This window comes from Pseudomonas sp. GW821-FHT03E01 (assembly GCF_059420765.1).
The window spans coordinates 86,271-101,905 of record NZ_JBWKUI010000005.1 but is presented as its reverse complement, the minus strand read 5'-3'; the positions used below and the strand labels follow the sequence as shown (position 1 = coordinate 101,905).

The following is a 15,635-nucleotide window of genomic DNA, read 5'->3' as shown; positions in this document are numbered from 1 at the left end:
TGAATCAAATCGTTGAGGTCGCAGTGGTGGATTTACAGCAGGGCTTCGTCCTGACCCGGCATTGGCGCGATACCCCGGCCGGCACCGAAGTCGAGTTCTGGCTGGCGACCGATGCCGGTCCCCGGCGCATCCGCCTGCCGCATCAACCGTCGGTCGCGTTCATTCCACAGGCCATGCGCGAGCAAGCCGAAGCGGTGTTGCGCGGCGAAAAGAACGTTGAACTGCGGCCGTTGGCGCTGCTGGACTTCGAGCACCGCCCGGTGCTGGGCCTGTATTGCCAGCAGCACGGCCAGCTGATGCGCCTGGAAACCGCACTGCGCAAATCAGGCGTCGAGGTGTTTGAAGCCGACATCCGCCCGCCGGAACGCTACATGATGGAGCGGTTCATCACCGCGCCGGTTTTGTTCGGTGGCACGGCTGGCGCCGACGGCCTGCTGCTCGACGCGCAAATGAAACCCGCCCCCGGCTATCGGCCGAACCTGCGGCTGGTCTCGCTGGACATCGAAACCACCGCCCAGGGCGAGTTGTACTCCATCGCCCTGGAAGGCTGCGGCGAGCGTCAGGTGTATATGCTCGGGTCGCCCAATGGTGATGACAGTGGGGTGGATTTCCAGCTCGAATACTGCGATTCGCGAACCCTGCTGCTGAAAAAACTCAATGAGTGGTTCGCCCGGCATGACCCCGACGCCATCATCGGCTGGAACGTCGTGCAGTTCGACCTGCGCGTCCTGCACGAACATGCCCGGCGCCTGGCGGTGCCTTTGAAGCTGGGGCGTGGCGGCGAAGAAATGCAGTGGCGCGAGCACGGCAGCGGCAATCATTATTTCGCCTCGGCTGCCGGCCGGTTGATCATCGACGGCATCGAGTCGTTGCGCTCGGCCACCTGGAGCTTCCCCTCGTTCAGCCTTGAAAACGTCGCGCAAACCCTGTTGGGCGAGGGCAAGTCGATCGACAACCCGTACCAGCGCATGGATGAAATCAATCGCATGTTCACCGAGGACAAACCGGCCCTGGCCAAGTACAACCTCAAGGACTGCGAACTGGTGACGCGAATCTTCGCCAAGACCGAGTTGCTGACTTTCCTGCTGGAGCGCGCCAGCGTCACCGGATTGCCGGCGGATCGCAGCGGCGGCTCGGTAGCGGCGTTCACCCATTTGTACATGCCGTTGATGCACCGCCAGGGTTTCGTCGCACCGAACCTTGGCAATAAACCACCGCAGGCCAGCCCCGGCGGTTTTGTCATGGATTCGCAGCCGGGGTTATACGAGTCGGTGCTGGTGCTCGACTACAAAAGCCTCTATCCGTCGATCATCCGCACCTTCCTGATCGACCCGGTGGGCTTGATCGAGGGGCTCAAGCATCCTGACGACAGCGAGTCGGTGCCAGGCTTTCGCGGCGCACGTTTCTCACGGACCCGGCATTGCCTGCCGGCCATTGTCGCCCGAGTCGCCGAAGGCCGCGAAACCGCCAAGCGCGAACACAACGCGCCGCTGTCCCAGGCGCTGAAAATCATCATGAATGCGTTTTACGGTGTACTGGGTTCCAGCGGTTGTCGCTTCTTCGATACCCGGTTGGCTTCGTCCATCACCCTGCGCGGGCACGAGATCATGCTGCGTACCCGCCAACTCATCGAAGCTCAGGGCCACGCGGTGATCTACGGCGATACCGACTCGACTTTCGTCTGGCTGCGTCGCCCCCATGGTCAGGCCGAAGCCGCGCAGATCGGTCACGCGCTGGTGGACCACGTCAACCAATGGTGGCGCGAGCATGTGAAGCAGGAGTACGGGTTGGAAAGTGCCCTGGAGTTGCAGTTCGAAACCCACTACAAACGCTTTCTGATGCCGACCATTCGCGGTGCCGAGGAGGGCAGCAAGAAGCGCTATGCCGGATTGGTTACCCGTGCCGATGGCTCCGACGAGATGGTCTACAAAGGCCTGGAAACCGTGCGCACCGACTGGTCGCCGCTGGCCCGGCAATTCCAACAGGAGTTGTACCTGCGCATCTTCAACCGCAAGCCCTATCAGGATTACGTGCGTGACTATGTGCGCAAGACGTTGGCCGGTGAGTTCGATGAGCGCCTGATCTACCGCAAACGCCTGCGTCGGCCCCTCGATGACTATCAGCGCAATGTGCCGCCCCATGTGCGGGCCGCGCGGATCGCCGATGACTACAACGACCAACAGGGGCGGCCGCGGCAGTATCACAACGGCGGCTGGATCCGTTACGTGATCACGGTTGCTGGCCCCGAGCCGCTGGAAGTGCGCAGCACGCCGATCGACTACGACCATTACATCACCCGGCAGCTGCAACCGGTGGCGGATGCCATCCTGCCGTTCGTGGATGACGATTTCTCAACGCTGATTGGGGGGCAGCTGGGCCTGTTTTGAGTCCAGCAGCGACAGCGTCCAGTCATCCGGTATGCCGTGAAAGTACTGATCCAGCGCCTGATGGAACAGGCTGCCTTTTGGCGAAACCTGGGCGAACAGCGTCATCGATGAATGAAACTTGAGGTTGTCGGGGTGCCCGAAAATCTTGGTGATCGAACGTTGAGGAGCATCCAGCACCAATTGCGTGCAGGTGCGCAAGCGCGGCCCCAGCAACGGATGCTCGAGGTACGCCGCGGCCTCTTCACTGGAGCGAATGGCAAAGTAGCGGGACATTTCGCTGTCACCCAATCCGGCAAACTGCGGAAAGATGAACCACATCCAGTGTCGGCGCTTTTGGCCGGCGCGCAGTTCATCCTGAACCCACTCGAACACAGGATCCTGCGCCTGGACGAAGCGTGGCAAATTGAAAGAGTCGAGCTGATCGGTACTTCTCATGCCGATGCCCTCTGATAGATCCGCGATGGCTCAGACCATGGCCAACCGCTGCTTGCGTTGTGGCGCGCGAAACGCTTGGTCCAGCGCCTCCAGATCCCCAGCCTCCAGACGCAATTGCGCCGCTTGTGCGTTGAGCCGCACATGCTCGGGGTGGACCGCTTTGGGGATGGCGATCACTCCGTTCTGACGCAGAATCCATGCCAGCGCTACCTGCGCGGGTGTCGCCTCGTGACGGGCGGCAACTTGTTTGAGTATTGGATTGGCCAGCATGTGTCCGCCCTGGCCGATCGGACAGTAGGCCATCACCGGCATCTTTTGCCGTTGGCTCCAGGGCAGCAGATCGAATTCGATGCCGCGCTCTTCCAGGTTATACAGCACCTGATTGGTGGCGCAGGCCGGTGAGGCCAGCTCTTCCAGATCATCCAGATCGAAATTGGACACGCCCCAACGGCCAATCTTGCCGTCTTCGCGCAGGCGTTCGAAGGCCTCGACGGTTTCCTCAAGGGGATACTCGCCGCGCCAGTGCAACAGATAAAGATCGATGTAATCGGTATTCAACCGCCGCAGGCTGCGTTCACAAGCCTGGGGGATGCCTCTGCGGCTGGCGTTGTGAGGGTAGACCTTACTCACCAGGAAAACCTGGTCGCGCAGGCCTGTGATGGCTTCACCCACCACCTCTTCGGCGCCCCCTTCAGCGTACATCTCAGCGGTGTCGATCAGGGTCATGCCCAACTCGATACCCAGGCGCAGCGCTGCAACTTCCCTGGTGTGTCGGGAGCGTTCCTCTCCCATGTGCCAGGTGCCTTGGCCGATGACCGGCACAGGGCGGCCGGCCAGCTCAAGAGTCCGCATGAATCCTCCTTGTCGAAGTCCGATCGATACTACAGTTGGCAGCAAAATAGCAGGGTGGTTCCGTCGTCATCATGAAAGATCGCAGCCTGCGGCAGCTCCTGCGAGGGCGGGGCACACCCGCGATATCACGGGTGTATCCAGCCCCCTGGAGCTGCCGAAAGCTGCGATCTTTTGATCTACCGGGCGGAGAACCTGAACACGGTGGTCTGGGCATAGGTCTTGCCCGGATCCAGCCGCGTGGACGGGAAGCTCGGCTGGTTCGGCGAGTCCGGATAATGCTGGGTTTCCAGAGTAAAGGCACCCCAATGCGGGTAAATCTTGCCGGCCTTGCCCTTGACCGAGCCGTCGAGGAAGTTGCTGGTGTAGAACTGTACGCCAGGTTCGGTGGTGTAGAGCTGCAAGCGACGGCCGGATTGCGGATCGCTGACATCGGCGGCGAGTTTGCCCAGGTCACCCTTGGCGTCCAGCACCCAGTTGAAGTCAAAACCGCCTTGTTTCGGTTCGGCGAATTTCAACTGTGGGTGATCGGCCTTGATGTGTTGACCGATGGCGGTCGGTTGAGTGAAGTCCATGGGCGTGCCGGCGACCGGGGCCAGTTCACCGGTGGGGATCAGTTTGCCGGTGACTGGCGTGTAATGGGCGGCGTGCAAGGTCGCCAGCTGCTTCAGCACATCGCCGTTACCCGCGCCGGCCAGGTTGAAATAGCTGTGGTTGGTCAGGTTCAGCACCGTGGGCTTATCGGTGCTGGCCTTGTAGTCGATGCGCAGCTCATTGTTCTCGGTGAGGCTGTAGGTGACCTCGGTTTTCAGGTTGCCGGGGAAACCCATTTCGCCATCCGACGACAGGTACGTCAGCGTCACGCCCACCGAATCCTTGCCCTTGCTCGGTTCGGCTTTCCACACCCGCTTGTCGAAACCTTGGGCCCCGCCGTGCAGCGAATTGCTGCCGTCGTTGAGCGGCACTTGAAAGCGCTTGCCATCCAGCTCGAAGGCGCCGTTGGCCAGGCGATTGCCGAAGCGGCCAATGGTCGCGCCGAAAAACGCCGTGCCACTTTGATAACCCTGCACGTCGTCGAAACCGAGCACCACATCGTCAAGCTTGCCGTTTTTATCCGGCACTTTCAGCGACTGGAGAATCCCGCCGTAAGTAATGACCGTGGCCTGCAGGCCATGGCTGTTGCGCAAAATGTATTGCTCGACGGGCGTGCCGTCATTGGTTTTGCCGAAGGCTTTTTGTTCGCTGGACAAACCAGTGGCGTGAGCGGAGAGGGTGGCGATCATCAGGGACAGTCCGAGGCCGGAGAGCAGGTGTCGGGATTGAAGCATGGTTGACCTTCCTTTTTGTTGTTTTTAAGAAGTAGTCATACTAATGATCGTGTTTAAGTGCGATCAAGGAAGGATTTATAGCTTATGTCTTGAACATTGCAATTAAAAGTATGACTAATAAGAGATCGCTTTCATGGTGACCAGAGCTTACGGACCACCGGCACTGCACTTTTTCAGCTTTCACGGTTCTATCCTTGGCCAGCCCGCGGCGATCCCCACTGCCGGCCCATGCCCAAGTTCAAGAACCCATGGCTCGAGTTTTACCCCGTTTTACCCTGCACATTCGCCGTCATTGCTTGCTGCTGATTAGCCTGTCGATGCTCCTCGCCAGTGGTTGCAGCCATCAGCCGGGCAACGATGTCATCAGCCAGTTTCGCGATGGCAAACCCCAGGAACTCCTCCAGACCAGCGTCGACCGCATGGCGACCCTGACGATGCGCGACAACCTCGAAAGCCTCTACCTGCTGATGAACAAGCTCTACCTGCGCAACCCGCAGGAGCTGAAAAAATCTGGCTTCCTCGATGTCGGCACCGCAGAAAAACAGGTGCGCATGGCCATCGAACAGCAAGAGCCGCTGCCCACCCTCGGCGGCAAAAAAGACCTCGCGGCGCTGAGCTTCGCCATGAGCCCGGAATTCCTCGGTGACCGGGTCGGCGCATTCATCTATGCGATTGGCAGCATGCTGGTGACGGCCCATGGCAATCGGCTGGAGTTCTACATGACGGATGCGCTCAACCCGACCTTCGTCAGCAATGCCGCGCGCAACATCGAAAAAGCCACCTGGATCTTGAGCCAGCGGCAAAACAGGCAAGGCGAGCCTTTGCTGTTCTCCAACGAAATTTCGGAGGAGGGCAGCAACCTGAGTTTTGCCGTGGAGTTCGGCAAAATCGTCGCGCGACTGGACCTGCTGACCCAGATGCTCGATGAGCGGTACCGGCGGATCGGCCTGAACTACGCCCAGAGTCTGCTGTTCCTGAATTTTTTGCCGGTGCAGTGAGATGTCGGATAAAGCGCAATTCTTGTGGGGTTGGTATTGAGTGGGGAGTCGCTGTTTCAAATCGGTGAATTGGCATAACGATAGACCGCATCGATATATGTGGTTATAAGAAAAATCGCTATGCTGCTGACCGGTTTGTTTCCTGCGAATTTCTGGGCGTATTAATGGATTTCGGTAATTTCGGGTTGGTCGTAGCGGGTCTGGTGGTCGGCTTTATTGTCGGCATGACCGGTGTTGGGGGCGGTTCGTTGATGACGCCAATCCTGCTGTGGTTCGGCGTTAACCCGGCCACGGCGGTGGGCACGGATTTGCTGTACGCGGCCATTACCAAATCCAGTGGTGTGCTGGTTCATCGCAAGAACAAGAACATCGACTGGGCAATCACTGGTTGGCTGACCCTCGGCAGCGTGCCGGCGGTAGCCCTGACGCTGTGGTTCCTGAGCACTTTGCAGACCTCGCCCGAGGCGATGAACGCCGTCATCAAACAGGCGCTGGGCTTCGTATTGTTCGCCACGGCGCTGGCGATTTTCTTCAAGAAACGCTTGCTCGATTTCGCTCACAAACGGGCGGGCGGTCACTACAACCCCAGCGGTTCCCGGTTGAATGCACTGACCGTGATCACCGGTCTGGTGCTAGGCACCATGGTGGCCCTGACCTCCATCGGCGCTGGCGCCCTGGGCACCGTTGCGCTGTTCATTCTGTATCCGCTGCTGCCCACTCGTCGCCTGGTCGGCACCGAAATCGCCCACGCGGTGCCCCTGACCCTGGTCGCCGGCCTGGGCCACGCGAGCATGGGCAATATGGATTGGCACGTCCTGGGCTTCTTGCTGGTCGGTTCGCTGCCAGGGATTTACCTGGGCAGCCATTTGACCGGGCGCATCTCCGACGAACTGCTGCGTCCGTGCCTGGCCACGATGCTGGTGCTGATCGGCTATAAACTGGCGTTCTGATCCGATACCGCTTCCCGAGTAAAAATCTCCAGCAGATGCCCGTCCGGGTCATCGAAATACACCCGCCGGCCACCGGCGTAATCGTTGATCTCGTTGGGCCGCTGCTTACCGGGGTCGGCCCACCACGGCTGCTTGATCGCCTGCAGGCGAGCGAAGGCCGCATCGAAGTCGTCGTCTCCAATCAAGAACGCATAGTGCTGGGACGCGATGGGCGGGTCGTTGTTGTAGAAATCCAGCGACACCCCGTTATCAAACTTGACCACCAGCATCGGCCCGAACGGCTCGGGATCGGGCAGGCCGAGGAGGTCGGTCAGGTAGCGTGCCGAAACCTGTTTGTCACGGCACCAGACGATGGTGTGGTTCAGCTGAGCGCTCATGGATAAACCCTCACGATGAATCAGCTATGAGATTAGCTCAGGCTGTTGCGCAATGACCGCCCTGACCTAAGCTTGGGCAAGGCGGAACACAATCGCGGTGCATCGCCCGGAACGATCACCGCGATGCGCAATCATTAGAGCGTGGATATCAAAAGGAGATGCGCATGCTCATCAGGTCTTTGACCCTGGCTACCCTGTTGGCTTTCGTCGGTCCTTCATTTGCCGCCGATGACGATTCCCCTCTGGTTAAAGACGTGGGCCGGGCTCGTCCCCTGATAGTCATCGCGCCCAGTTCGGTGGACCCGGTTTGGCTCAACCTGAAAAAGTCACTGGACGACTCTGCCAACCGCAAAGGCTTCACCGATCGAAACATGGTGCTGTACACCGTGATCAATACGATGGGCCAACGGGACGGCAAAGACCTCGACCCGCAATCGACGATGGCGTTGATCCGCTCACTCAAGCTGGGCGCCGGGGCGAAGAGCAAAATCATCCTGATCGGCAAGGATGGCGAAAAGAAGCTTGAGCAGTCGGATGCGGTCGAGTTGAAAGAGATATTCAACACCGTCGACCAGCTGCCGACGGCCGAGAAGGAAGCAACAGTACCGGTGCCAGCGCCGGTGGCTGAAGTCGCACCGGTCAAAGGTGCTAAAGGCACCAAAGGCAAACCGGCGAAGCCCGCCAAGCCGGCTGAGCAGCCGGATGATTGAATTGAGCTGAGTAGTGGTGAGAAGGCTTACCCCAATGGGCGACCCGACAGGTCGCCCATTTTGTTTGCCAACGGAAATCCGAAACTTGGTGATCCATTGTGGCGAGGGAGCTTGCTCCCGTTCGGCTGCGCAGCAGTCGTAAACCCTGCACCCTAGGCCTATCTGATGTACCGCGGTGACTGGTTTGGGGCCGCTGCGCAGCCCAGCGGGAGCAAGCTCCCTCGCCACAGGTTCTGTGCCAATCCGGCCAATGATTTCCAGGCTCGGCAGCTGCTACGGAATTGGGGCGTCCTAGGACGTTAAGTCTGCGCCTTCGTTTGCGTCGGACATTTCCTGCAAGACGTAGCGCATTCCATGAACTATCGCCCCGTCGACTGCCCGGATAACCTTCTTCTGCCGCTGCAAAATCAGTGGTCGGATGTGGAAGTCCGTGGTCAGAGATACTTTCCAACGCTTGTAAAGCGCATGGCGACATTTTTTATGTCAACATTGCCGCGTTATGGCGGCTGTGCGCGGGAGCACCTTCGGGTGCGCCGGGTTTTGGTGAGTTTCCCTGGTCTTCCACACCTGCGTACAGCTGCCACCCTCATGTGGAAGTGAGATGGGTAGCTCCCCCTGAAACTCAACAGAGTACTTCCCATATGAAGAAACAAACGCCTAACCCTCCCGAAACCCAAGCCGATGATGATTCCCTAGATCCCGTCGAACTTTCCGAAGTGACCGAACCCGCCATCAGCGCTCGCTTACGTAACCCCAGGCGCGCCGACCCGATCAGCCACATCTTCACCATCGTCCCCGGTGTCCACACAGAAACCCTGCTAAGCCACGCCTGCGAAACCCTCGCGTCCCTGAATGTCCTGATCACCGATCTGGCCTGCAAGCTGGAAAGCTCCAACCGCAACGTGGCGCTGACGATTCAGCAGTTGGCGGTAGTCGCCGAATTGTTGGTGAACCGCGCACTGGACACTATCGATCCGCCCGAAGGCGCAACTGCAGTTCAGCCAGGCACTCAACATTGATCAGGGAGGTTCAGTTATGGCTCGATACATGCCGATAACGGGCATCGACTGCAAAATCCCGTCGTTGCTGATTGATACCGAAGCACCTGTGGATGTGTTGCATGACACGGCGGCCTACCGCATCAGAAGCGTGACTCAACTACTGGAAACCCTCTCCATCGGCGAGGGGATCAGCCGCGATGCATTGCTGTTGCAGGACTTCGCGCGGGTGCTGGCGATTCCGCTGCGCGACGGCTGTGATTTGATGGATGTGATCGGGCGACGATTGCAGGCACAGATTTAAATGCAGTAACGAAAATGGGCGACCTCAACAGGTCGCCCATTTTGTTTACCAACGGAAATCTGAAACTTGGTGATCCATTGTGGCGAGGGAGCTTGCTCCCGTTCGGCTGCGTAGCAGTCGTAAACCCTGCACCCTAGGCCTATCTGATGTACCGCGGTGACTGGTTTGGGGCCGCTGCGCAGCCCAGCGGGAGCAAGCTCCCTCGCCACAGGTTCTGTGCCAATCCGGCCAATTATTTCCAGGCTCGGCAGCTGCTACGGGGCGTCGCCCTCGGCTATTTGGTCAGCGCACTCAGAATCTGGTAGGCGATTTTGATCCGCTCCGGGTTCGGGTAGTTTTTGTTGGCCAGGATCACGATGCCGATGTCCTTCGCCGGGATAAAAGCGACGTAGGCGCCAAAGCCGCCGGTTGAGCCGGTTTTGTTGATCAGCACGGTGTCGCGTTGAGGTTGTGGCGGGGTCAGCCACCGGACTTCATGGGCCTCAAGCGCCATCTGCGACGAGTTGCCGGCCAGTAGGGTGTCGAGCGTCACCGGGTAGTTGTAGAGCTCCCATCCCAACCCTTGAGTCATCTCGCCAACCCGGTAATACCCGGTGTGAGTGCTGGCGATGGCTTGCTGCAAAGGCTTTTCCAGCGACGCGGGATTCATGTTCGCCTCAACATAGCGAAGCAGGTCCGCGGCGCTGGTTTTCACGCCGTACGCTTCGGAATCCAGCGCACCCGGCTCGACCCGCACAGGCTTGTCATCCTTGCTGTAACCCTGGGCGTAAAGCGCCATCTGATCCTGCGGCACCTTGAGGTAGCTGTGCTTGAGGCCGAGTTTCGGCAGCAAGGTTTTCTCCATCAGCTCATCGAACGGCGCCCCCATGCTCTGGGCTGCCAGATAACCGAACAGCCCGAGGCTGGGGTTTGAATACTGGCGATGAGTGCCGGCGGCGTAGGTCGGTTTCCACTGCTTGAAATAGCCGAGCATCTTGTCCTGACGGTCTGCCTCGCCAGGGAATTGCAGGGGCAGGCCGCCGGCGGTGTAGGTGCCGAGTTGCAGCACGCTGATGTTATCGAACGCGCTGCCGCGCAAGGCCGGGAGTACCTGGCTGGCGTTGTCCGACAAGGACAGTTTGCCGCTCGCCTGGGCATAGGCGGCGAGGGTGGCGGTGAAGGTTTTGCTCACCGAACCGATCTCGAACAGGGTGTTTTCGGTGACGGCTTTACCGTTTTCTTTCGAGGCCACGCCGTAGTTAAAGTAATGCGGCTGACCATGGACGGTGATTGCGATCGCGAGGCCGGGGATCTTCTGTTGCTGCATCACCGGTTCGATGGCGGCTTTAACGATGGTTTCGATGCGCTCGTCAGCAAAGCTGTGGCTGGCACCGAGGAGAAGTGCGAAAGCGCTGTAGGATATGAGTTTCTTCTGATTTTTTTTACGCATGATTGAGACGCTGTCCATGATTGTTCGTGGTGTTAACCGCTACACTCCGAGCGGTTTTTAAAGGCGGTCCGCTGTTGGGCGAGCCAAATCTAGGCAGTTTGGCGAAGACCGGCAAACGACGATATTTCGGATGAGCCATTAGAAAATTTTGGGGGCTGGCATGATTCGACCTCATTTGCCGCTGAATGCGTTGCGTGCTTTCGAGGCTTCGGCGCGCCATTTGAGTTTCACCCGGGCGGCCGTGGAGTTGTGCGTCACGCAGGCGGCGGTGAGCCATCAGGTCAAAAGTCTTGAAGCCCAGCTTAACGTGACTTTGTTCAAACGCCTGCCCCGCGGCCTGATGCTGACCAGCGAAGGTGAAACCCTGCTGCCGGTATTGCGCGAATCCTTCGACCGGATTGCCGAAACCCTGGAGCGTTTCGAGGGTGGGCATTTTCGTGAAGTGTTGACGGTGGGCGCCGTGGGGACGTTCGCGGTCGGTTGGCTGTTGCCGCGATTGGCGGATTTTCAGAAGAAACATCCGTACATAGATTTGCGCCTGTCGACCAATAACAACCGGGTGGATGTGGCCGCTGAAGGCCTGGATTACGCCATCCGCTTTGGCGCGGGGGCGTGGCATGGGATTGAAGCGGTGCGGTTGATCGAGGCACCACTGTCGGTGCTCTGTGTGCCGGAGATCGCCCGGCAATTGCAGGCGCCAGAGGATCTGTTGCAGCAAACGCTGTTGCGCTCCTATCGCACGGATGAGTGGCCGGAGTGGTTTCAGGCGACCGGTCTTTCGGCCCATGCCGTGCTGCCCCGGAGCATCGTCTTCGATTCCTCGCTGGCGATGATGGAGGCTGCGTTGCAAGGTGCAGGTGTGGCATTGGCGCCACCGCTGATGTTTGCCCGGCAACTGGCGGCGGGCGCAATCGAGCAACCGTTCGCCATCGGGATCACCACCGGCAGCTACTGGCTGACCCGCTTGCAGTCGCGTCCCGAAACGTCGGCGATGGCTGCGTTCCGGGGCTGGCTGCTGCAAACGGCCCAGATGAAATAGTGGAAACACCACTCCTTGTGGGAGCGGTGTTTCCAGAGGTTTAGCGCACCAGGCACGGCCGCTTGTTATCGAACTTCCATCCCGGAATCAGAAACTGCATCGCCACGCTGTCATCCCGCGCGCCGAGCCCCATGCCTTGGTACAGCTCATGGGCCTTGGCCAGTTGATCCATGTCCAGCTCAACCCCCAGGCCAGGTTTTTTCGGTACTTGCACGCAGCCGTCGACGATTTGCAGCGGTAACTGGGTCAGGCGCTGGCCGTCCTGCCAGATCCAGTGGGTGTCGATGGCTGTGATCTCGCCCGGCGCGGCGGCCGCGACGTGGGTGAACATGGCCAGGGAAATATCGAAGTGGTTGTTGGAATGCGAGCCCCAGGTCAGGCCCCACTCGTGACACATCTGTGCTACCCGCACCGAGCCCTGCATGGTCCAGAAGTGCGGGTCCGCCAAAGGAATGTCCACCGACTGTAGCTGGATCGCGTGGCCCATTTCCCGCCAGTCGGTGGCGATCATGTTGGTCGCGGTTTTCAGGCCCGTGGCACGACGAAATTCAGCCATGACTTCGCGGCCCGAGTAACCGTTTTCCGCCCCGCAGGGGTCTTCGGCATAAGCCAGAACATGATGCTGATCACGGCACAGGCGGATCGCTTCCTTGAGCGACCAGGCGCCATTCGGATCGAGGGTAATGCGCGCATCGGGAAAGCGCTCGGCGAGGGCCGTGACCGCTTCGATTTCCTCGTCGCCGCTCAACACGCCGCCCTTGAGTTTGAAGTCCTTGAAGCCATAGCGGGCGTGAGCGGCGACCGCCAGGCGCACCACGGCGTCGGCGCTCATGGCTTTTTCGTGACGTACGCGGAACCAGTCATTGTCGGCATCCGGTTCATCGCGATAAGCCAGATCGGTTTCGTTGCGATCACCGACGTAAAACAGGTAGCCGAGCATCTTCACTTCATCACGCTGCTGGCCTTCGCCGAGCAAAGCGGCGACCGGCACGTCCAGGTGCTGGCCAAGCAAGTCGAGCAGGGCCGCTTCCAGGCCGGTGACCGCGTGAATGGTGATGCGCAGGTCGAACGTTTGTAAACCGCGACCGCCGGCATCGCGATCGGCGAAGGTCTGGCGCACTTGATTGAGGATCTTCTGGTAGGTGCCGATCGGGCTGCCGACCACCAGTGCGCGCGCGTCTTCCAGGGTCTGGCGAATGCGCTCGCCACCGGGTACTTCGCCGACGCCGGTGTGACCGGCGTTGTCCTTGAGGATCACGATATTGCGGGTGAAGAACGGGCCATGGGCGCCGCTCAGGTTGAGCAGCATGCCATCGTGGCCGGCCACCGGCACAACCTGCATGCTGGTGATGATCGGGGCTTTTGCGGCTTCTTGTGGGTTCATTTTTTTGTCCTTTCAACCAATATTCAAGCGTGATTCGGCGCTGGTTTGCCCAGTGCAACGGCCGGTGCGGGTTTCGGTTTATTGCGCGCGGCGAAGACGATGATCGCGGCGATGATCGAGGTGGCGGCCAGGCCGTAGAGCCCGCCCTGGATTGAACCGGTGTGCTCTTCCAGCAAACCGAAGGTGGTCGGCGCCACGAAGCCGCCGAGGTTGCCCACCGAGTTGATCAGCGCGATCACGCCGGCAGCGATCCGCGCATCCAGGTACGCCTGGGGAATCGGCCAGAACAGCGACGAAGCCGATTTGAAACCCAATGCGGCGAAGCAGATCGCAACGAAGGCGAAGATCGGCCCGCCGGTGGTGGACATGAACATTCCCGCCGCAGCGATCAGCAGGGCAGTGGCGACCCAGGCTTGCTGGTGCTTCCATTTGCCCGACAGCGAGGCAAAGGCGTACATGCCGACGATCGACAGCAACCACGGAATCGAGTTGAACAAGCCGACCTGGATGTCGCTCAGGTCGCCCATTTTCTTGATGATGCTCGGTAGCCAGAAGGTCGCGGCATAGATGGTCAATTGAATGAAGAAGTAGATCAGGCAGAACAGGATGATCTGGCGGTCCTTGAGCAGTGTGCCCAGCGACGGTTTGATCGGCGTCGCGGCTTCGCGGGCCAGTTGTTCGTCATCGATGGCTTTGACCAGCGCGTCCTGTTCAGCCAGGGTCAGCCATTTGGCGTCGTGGGGTTTGGAGTCCAGCCAGCACCAGACGAACACGCACAACCCGACCGAGAACATGCCCTCGATGAAGTACATCCACTGCCAGCCGTGCATGCCCCAACCGTTGATTTGCAGCAGCAGCCCCGACAGCGGGCCGGAGATCAGCGAAGCAATCGCCGAGCCGCTGAGGAAGATCGCAATCGCCTTGCCGCGTTCCACACCGGGCAACCAGCGGGTGAAGTAATAGATCACCCCGGGAAAGAACCCGGCTTCAGCCACGCCGAGCAGAAAACGCAGGATGTAGAAGTGGGTTTCGTTCTGGATGAACGCCATGCAGGCGGCCACCAGGCCCCAAGTCAGCATGATGCGGGTCAGCCAGATTCGCGCGCCGACTTTTTGCAGGAGGATGTTGGAGGGCACTTCGAACAGCGCGTACCCGATGAAGAACAGACCGGCCCCGAGGCCGTAGGCGGCAGCGCCAATCCCTAAGTCATGTTCCATGTGGGCGCGGACGAAGCCGATGTTCACCCGGTCGATGTAGTTGACGATGAACATGATCACGAACAGCGGCAGGACGTGGCGTTTCACTTTCGAGATGGCGGACTTCAGGACCGAATCGGCGCCATCGTTCATCCCGGATATGGATGTATTCACTTCGTTTTCTCCCACTCGTTATTTTTATGCGGGGTGTGGCTGGGTATTGCGATGTTGATAGACATCATACAACTGAATTTTTCGATTCGACAAGCACTGTAGTCCAATAAAATGGCTATTTGTCGGATGATTTCTATGCTTTTTTGGGTCGGGTGTGGGGTTGTGATGGTGTTCGAATGGTGAATTTGTTGAGTGTTGTCATACAAGTTTGAGGCTGTTTTCTGGGGATTCCAATCGATTCCGGTGCTACGATCCGGATAGCCCTGCCTTACGGATAATCACCATGCAAGAAGACATCGACGCACCCGCCCGCAAGCGCGCTCACAACCTGGCCCATGATCTGGTGGCCAAGCTGACCCAGAGCATTTTGCTCGGCCAGATGCTGCCGGGGGACAAGCTGCCTTCGGAGAATTCGATTGTTCAGGAGCATGGGGTCAGCCGTACGGTGGTGCGCGAGGCGATTTCGAAATTGCAGGCTTCAGGGCTGGTGGAAACCCGTCACGGCATCGGCACCTTTGTCATCGAGCGTGCGCCGGAGCAGGGGTTGCGGCTGAATGTCGATACCGCGCTGGGGGTGCGCAGCATTCTGGAGTTGCGCATGGGCCTGGAAACCCAGGCCGCCGCGCTGGCAGCGGTGCGTCGTACCGATCAGCAATTGGCGCAGATGCGTGAAGCGCTGGATGACTATCAAAGTTTGCTGGCCAACAACGACAGCTGCGTCGAGGCCGACAAACGTTTCCACCTGCTGATCGCCGAAGCCACCGGCAATGTATGCTTCACAGAGATCATGCAGCACTTGGGCAATGCGATGATTCCCCGCACCCGCGTCAATGCCGCCGAGCGCGGGTCAGCGGATTTGAGCAAGCTGGGGCAACTCGCCAACCTTGAACACGAGGCGATTCTCAACGCCATCAAGCGCCAGGATCCGGATGCGGCGCGGGCAGCCATGTGGTTGCACCTGACCAACAGCCGCGACCGCTTTTCGGCGGGCGGCAGCTGATTCGTCAGTGCGTAGGAGCGAGCAGTGCGGCGATCCGACTTGTCCGCGAAGAATACACCGCGTTTTTTCAGGTATTA

General features: G+C 59.5%; 15 protein-coding genes. 8 read left to right on the top strand and 7 right to left on the bottom strand.

Annotation, left to right across the window (positions count from 1 at the left end; translation table 11 throughout):
• The first annotated feature begins 26 nt into the window (after window positions 1-26).
• Entirely contained in the window at window positions 27-2,387 is a 2,361-nt protein-coding gene (locus tag AC07VO_RS10225) for a DNA polymerase II (RefSeq protein WP_173861184.1), read from the top strand.
• Here AC07VO_RS10225 and AC07VO_RS10220 read toward each other — a convergent pair.
• The 3 genes from AC07VO_RS10220 to AC07VO_RS10210 all read right to left on the bottom strand — a co-directional run bounded on the left by AC07VO_RS10220 (window position 2,352) and on the right by AC07VO_RS10210 (window position 4,999).
• Complete coding sequence (locus AC07VO_RS10220; protein ID WP_018925394.1) at window positions 2,352-2,822, bottom strand: DUF1810 domain-containing protein; 471 nt, start codon at window positions 2,820-2,822, stop codon at window positions 2,352-2,354. The genes AC07VO_RS10225 and AC07VO_RS10220 overlap by 36 nt on opposite strands.
• Before the next feature lie 30 nt (window positions 2,823-2,852).
• Window positions 2,853-3,674 carry an aldo/keto reductase gene (locus tag AC07VO_RS10215; protein WP_064618935.1) on the bottom strand — a complete coding sequence of 274 codons (822 nt, stop codon included), beginning with the start codon at window positions 3,672-3,674 and terminating at the stop codon, window positions 2,853-2,855.
• A 176-nt stretch (window positions 3,675-3,850) separates the two neighbouring features.
• Complete coding sequence (locus AC07VO_RS10210) at window positions 3,851-4,999, bottom strand: aldose epimerase family protein (RefSeq protein ID WP_064618933.1); 1,149 nt, start codon at window positions 4,997-4,999, stop codon at window positions 3,851-3,853.
• Window positions 5,000-5,247: 248 nt separating this feature from the next.
• Here AC07VO_RS10210 and AC07VO_RS10205 point away from each other — a divergent pair, with 248 nt between their 5' ends.
• A complete protein-coding gene (locus AC07VO_RS10205; RefSeq protein WP_018925397.1) occupies window positions 5,248-5,997 on the top strand; it encodes a hypothetical protein in 750 nt (249 codons plus the stop codon).
• 164 nt (window positions 5,998-6,161) lie between these two features.
• On the top strand, window positions 6,162-6,947 hold the full coding sequence (locus AC07VO_RS10200; RefSeq protein WP_018925398.1) for a sulfite exporter TauE/SafE family protein: 786 nt from the start codon (window positions 6,162-6,164) through the stop codon (window positions 6,945-6,947).
• Here the strand turns inward: AC07VO_RS10200 and AC07VO_RS10195 are convergent.
• The gene (locus tag AC07VO_RS10195; RefSeq protein ID WP_007939410.1) at window positions 6,929-7,324 is read right to left on the bottom strand and encodes a VOC family protein; all 396 of its coding nucleotides are present in this window, start codon (window positions 7,322-7,324) and stop codon (window positions 6,929-6,931) included. The genes AC07VO_RS10200 and AC07VO_RS10195 overlap by 19 nt on opposite strands.
• Window positions 7,325-7,488: 164 nt before the next feature.
• Between AC07VO_RS10195 and AC07VO_RS10190 the strand changes: the two genes are divergently transcribed.
• The 3 genes from AC07VO_RS10190 (at window position 7,489) to AC07VO_RS10180 (ending at window position 9,336) form a co-directional block, all read left to right on the top strand.
• A complete protein-coding gene (locus AC07VO_RS10190; protein ID WP_019579989.1) occupies window positions 7,489-8,034 on the top strand; it encodes a DUF4174 domain-containing protein in 546 nt (181 codons plus the stop codon).
• 641 nt (window positions 8,035-8,675) lie between these two features.
• Complete coding sequence (locus AC07VO_RS10185; RefSeq protein ID WP_018930331.1) at window positions 8,676-9,053, top strand: DUF6124 family protein; 378 nt, start codon at window positions 8,676-8,678, stop codon at window positions 9,051-9,053.
• 16 nt (window positions 9,054-9,069) lie between these two features.
• On the top strand, window positions 9,070-9,336 hold the full coding sequence (locus tag AC07VO_RS10180) for a hypothetical protein (RefSeq protein WP_007941174.1): 267 nt from the start codon (window positions 9,070-9,072) through the stop codon (window positions 9,334-9,336).
• Window positions 9,337-9,610: 274 nt separating this feature from the next.
• On the opposite strand, the gene ampC is transcribed toward AC07VO_RS10180, so the two are convergent.
• A complete protein-coding gene (gene ampC / locus AC07VO_RS10175; protein WP_281253752.1) occupies window positions 9,611-10,765 on the bottom strand; it encodes a class C beta-lactamase in 1,155 nt (384 codons plus the stop codon).
• A 160-nt stretch (window positions 10,766-10,925) separates the two neighbouring features.
• Between ampC and AC07VO_RS10170 the strand changes: the two genes are divergently transcribed.
• The gene (locus tag AC07VO_RS10170) at window positions 10,926-11,804 is read left to right on the top strand and encodes a LysR family transcriptional regulator (protein WP_018925401.1); all 879 of its coding nucleotides are present in this window, start codon (window positions 10,926-10,928) and stop codon (window positions 11,802-11,804) included.
• Between the two features lie 40 nt (window positions 11,805-11,844).
• Here AC07VO_RS10170 and gudD read toward each other — a convergent pair whose 3' ends face one another.
• Both gudD and AC07VO_RS10160 read right to left on the bottom strand, forming a co-directional pair.
• Window positions 11,845-13,188, bottom strand: coding sequence for a glucarate dehydratase (gene gudD / locus AC07VO_RS10165; RefSeq protein WP_064618924.1), 1,344 nt, complete (start codon window positions 13,186-13,188; stop codon window positions 11,845-11,847).
• 23 nt (window positions 13,189-13,211) lie between these two features.
• Window positions 13,212-14,558, bottom strand: a complete 1,347-nt coding sequence (locus tag AC07VO_RS10160) for an MFS transporter (RefSeq protein ID WP_026286354.1) — start codon at window positions 14,556-14,558, stop codon at window positions 13,212-13,214.
• 283 nt (window positions 14,559-14,841) lie between these two features.
• Between AC07VO_RS10160 and AC07VO_RS10155 the strand changes: the two genes are divergently transcribed.
• Entirely contained in the window at window positions 14,842-15,558 is a 717-nt protein-coding gene (locus AC07VO_RS10155; RefSeq protein WP_007940425.1) for a FadR/GntR family transcriptional regulator, read from the top strand.
• The last annotated feature ends 77 nt before the right edge of the window (window positions 15,559-15,635 follow it).

What these genes read in the sequence shown, in the direction of transcription:
- AC07VO_RS10215 (WP_064618935.1), bottom strand. Translation starts at nt 3,674, where the DNA reads ATGCGGACTCTTGAGCTGGCCGGCCGCCCTGTGCCGGTCATCGGCCAA.
- AC07VO_RS10170 (WP_018925401.1), top strand. Translation starts at nt 10,926, where the DNA reads ATGATTCGACCTCATTTGCCGCTGAATGCGTTGCGTGCTTTCGAGGCT.
- AC07VO_RS10195 (WP_007939410.1), bottom strand. Translation starts at nt 7,324, where the DNA reads ATGAGCGCTCAGCTGAACCACACCATCGTCTGGTGCCGTGACAAACAG.
- gudD (WP_064618924.1), bottom strand. Translation starts at nt 13,188, where the DNA reads ATGAACCCACAAGAAGCCGCAAAAGCCCCGATCATCACCAGCATGCAG.
- AC07VO_RS10190 (WP_019579989.1), top strand. Translation starts at nt 7,489, where the DNA reads ATGCTCATCAGGTCTTTGACCCTGGCTACCCTGTTGGCTTTCGTCGGT.
- AC07VO_RS10220 (WP_018925394.1), bottom strand. Translation starts at nt 2,822, where the DNA reads ATGAGAAGTACCGATCAGCTCGACTCTTTCAATTTGCCACGCTTCGTC.
- AC07VO_RS10180 (WP_007941174.1), top strand. Translation starts at nt 9,070, where the DNA reads ATGGCTCGATACATGCCGATAACGGGCATCGACTGCAAAATCCCGTCG.
- AC07VO_RS10155 (WP_007940425.1), top strand. Translation starts at nt 14,842, where the DNA reads ATGCAAGAAGACATCGACGCACCCGCCCGCAAGCGCGCTCACAACCTG.
- AC07VO_RS10205 (WP_018925397.1), top strand. Translation starts at nt 5,248, where the DNA reads ATGGCTCGAGTTTTACCCCGTTTTACCCTGCACATTCGCCGTCATTGC.
- AC07VO_RS10200 (WP_018925398.1), top strand. Translation starts at nt 6,162, where the DNA reads ATGGATTTCGGTAATTTCGGGTTGGTCGTAGCGGGTCTGGTGGTCGGC.
- ampC (WP_281253752.1), bottom strand. Translation starts at nt 10,765, where the DNA reads ATGCGTAAAAAAAATCAGAAGAAACTCATATCCTACAGCGCTTTCGCA.
- AC07VO_RS10210 (WP_064618933.1), bottom strand. Translation starts at nt 4,999, where the DNA reads ATGCTTCAATCCCGACACCTGCTCTCCGGCCTCGGACTGTCCCTGATG.
- AC07VO_RS10185 (WP_018930331.1), top strand. Translation starts at nt 8,676, where the DNA reads ATGAAGAAACAAACGCCTAACCCTCCCGAAACCCAAGCCGATGATGAT.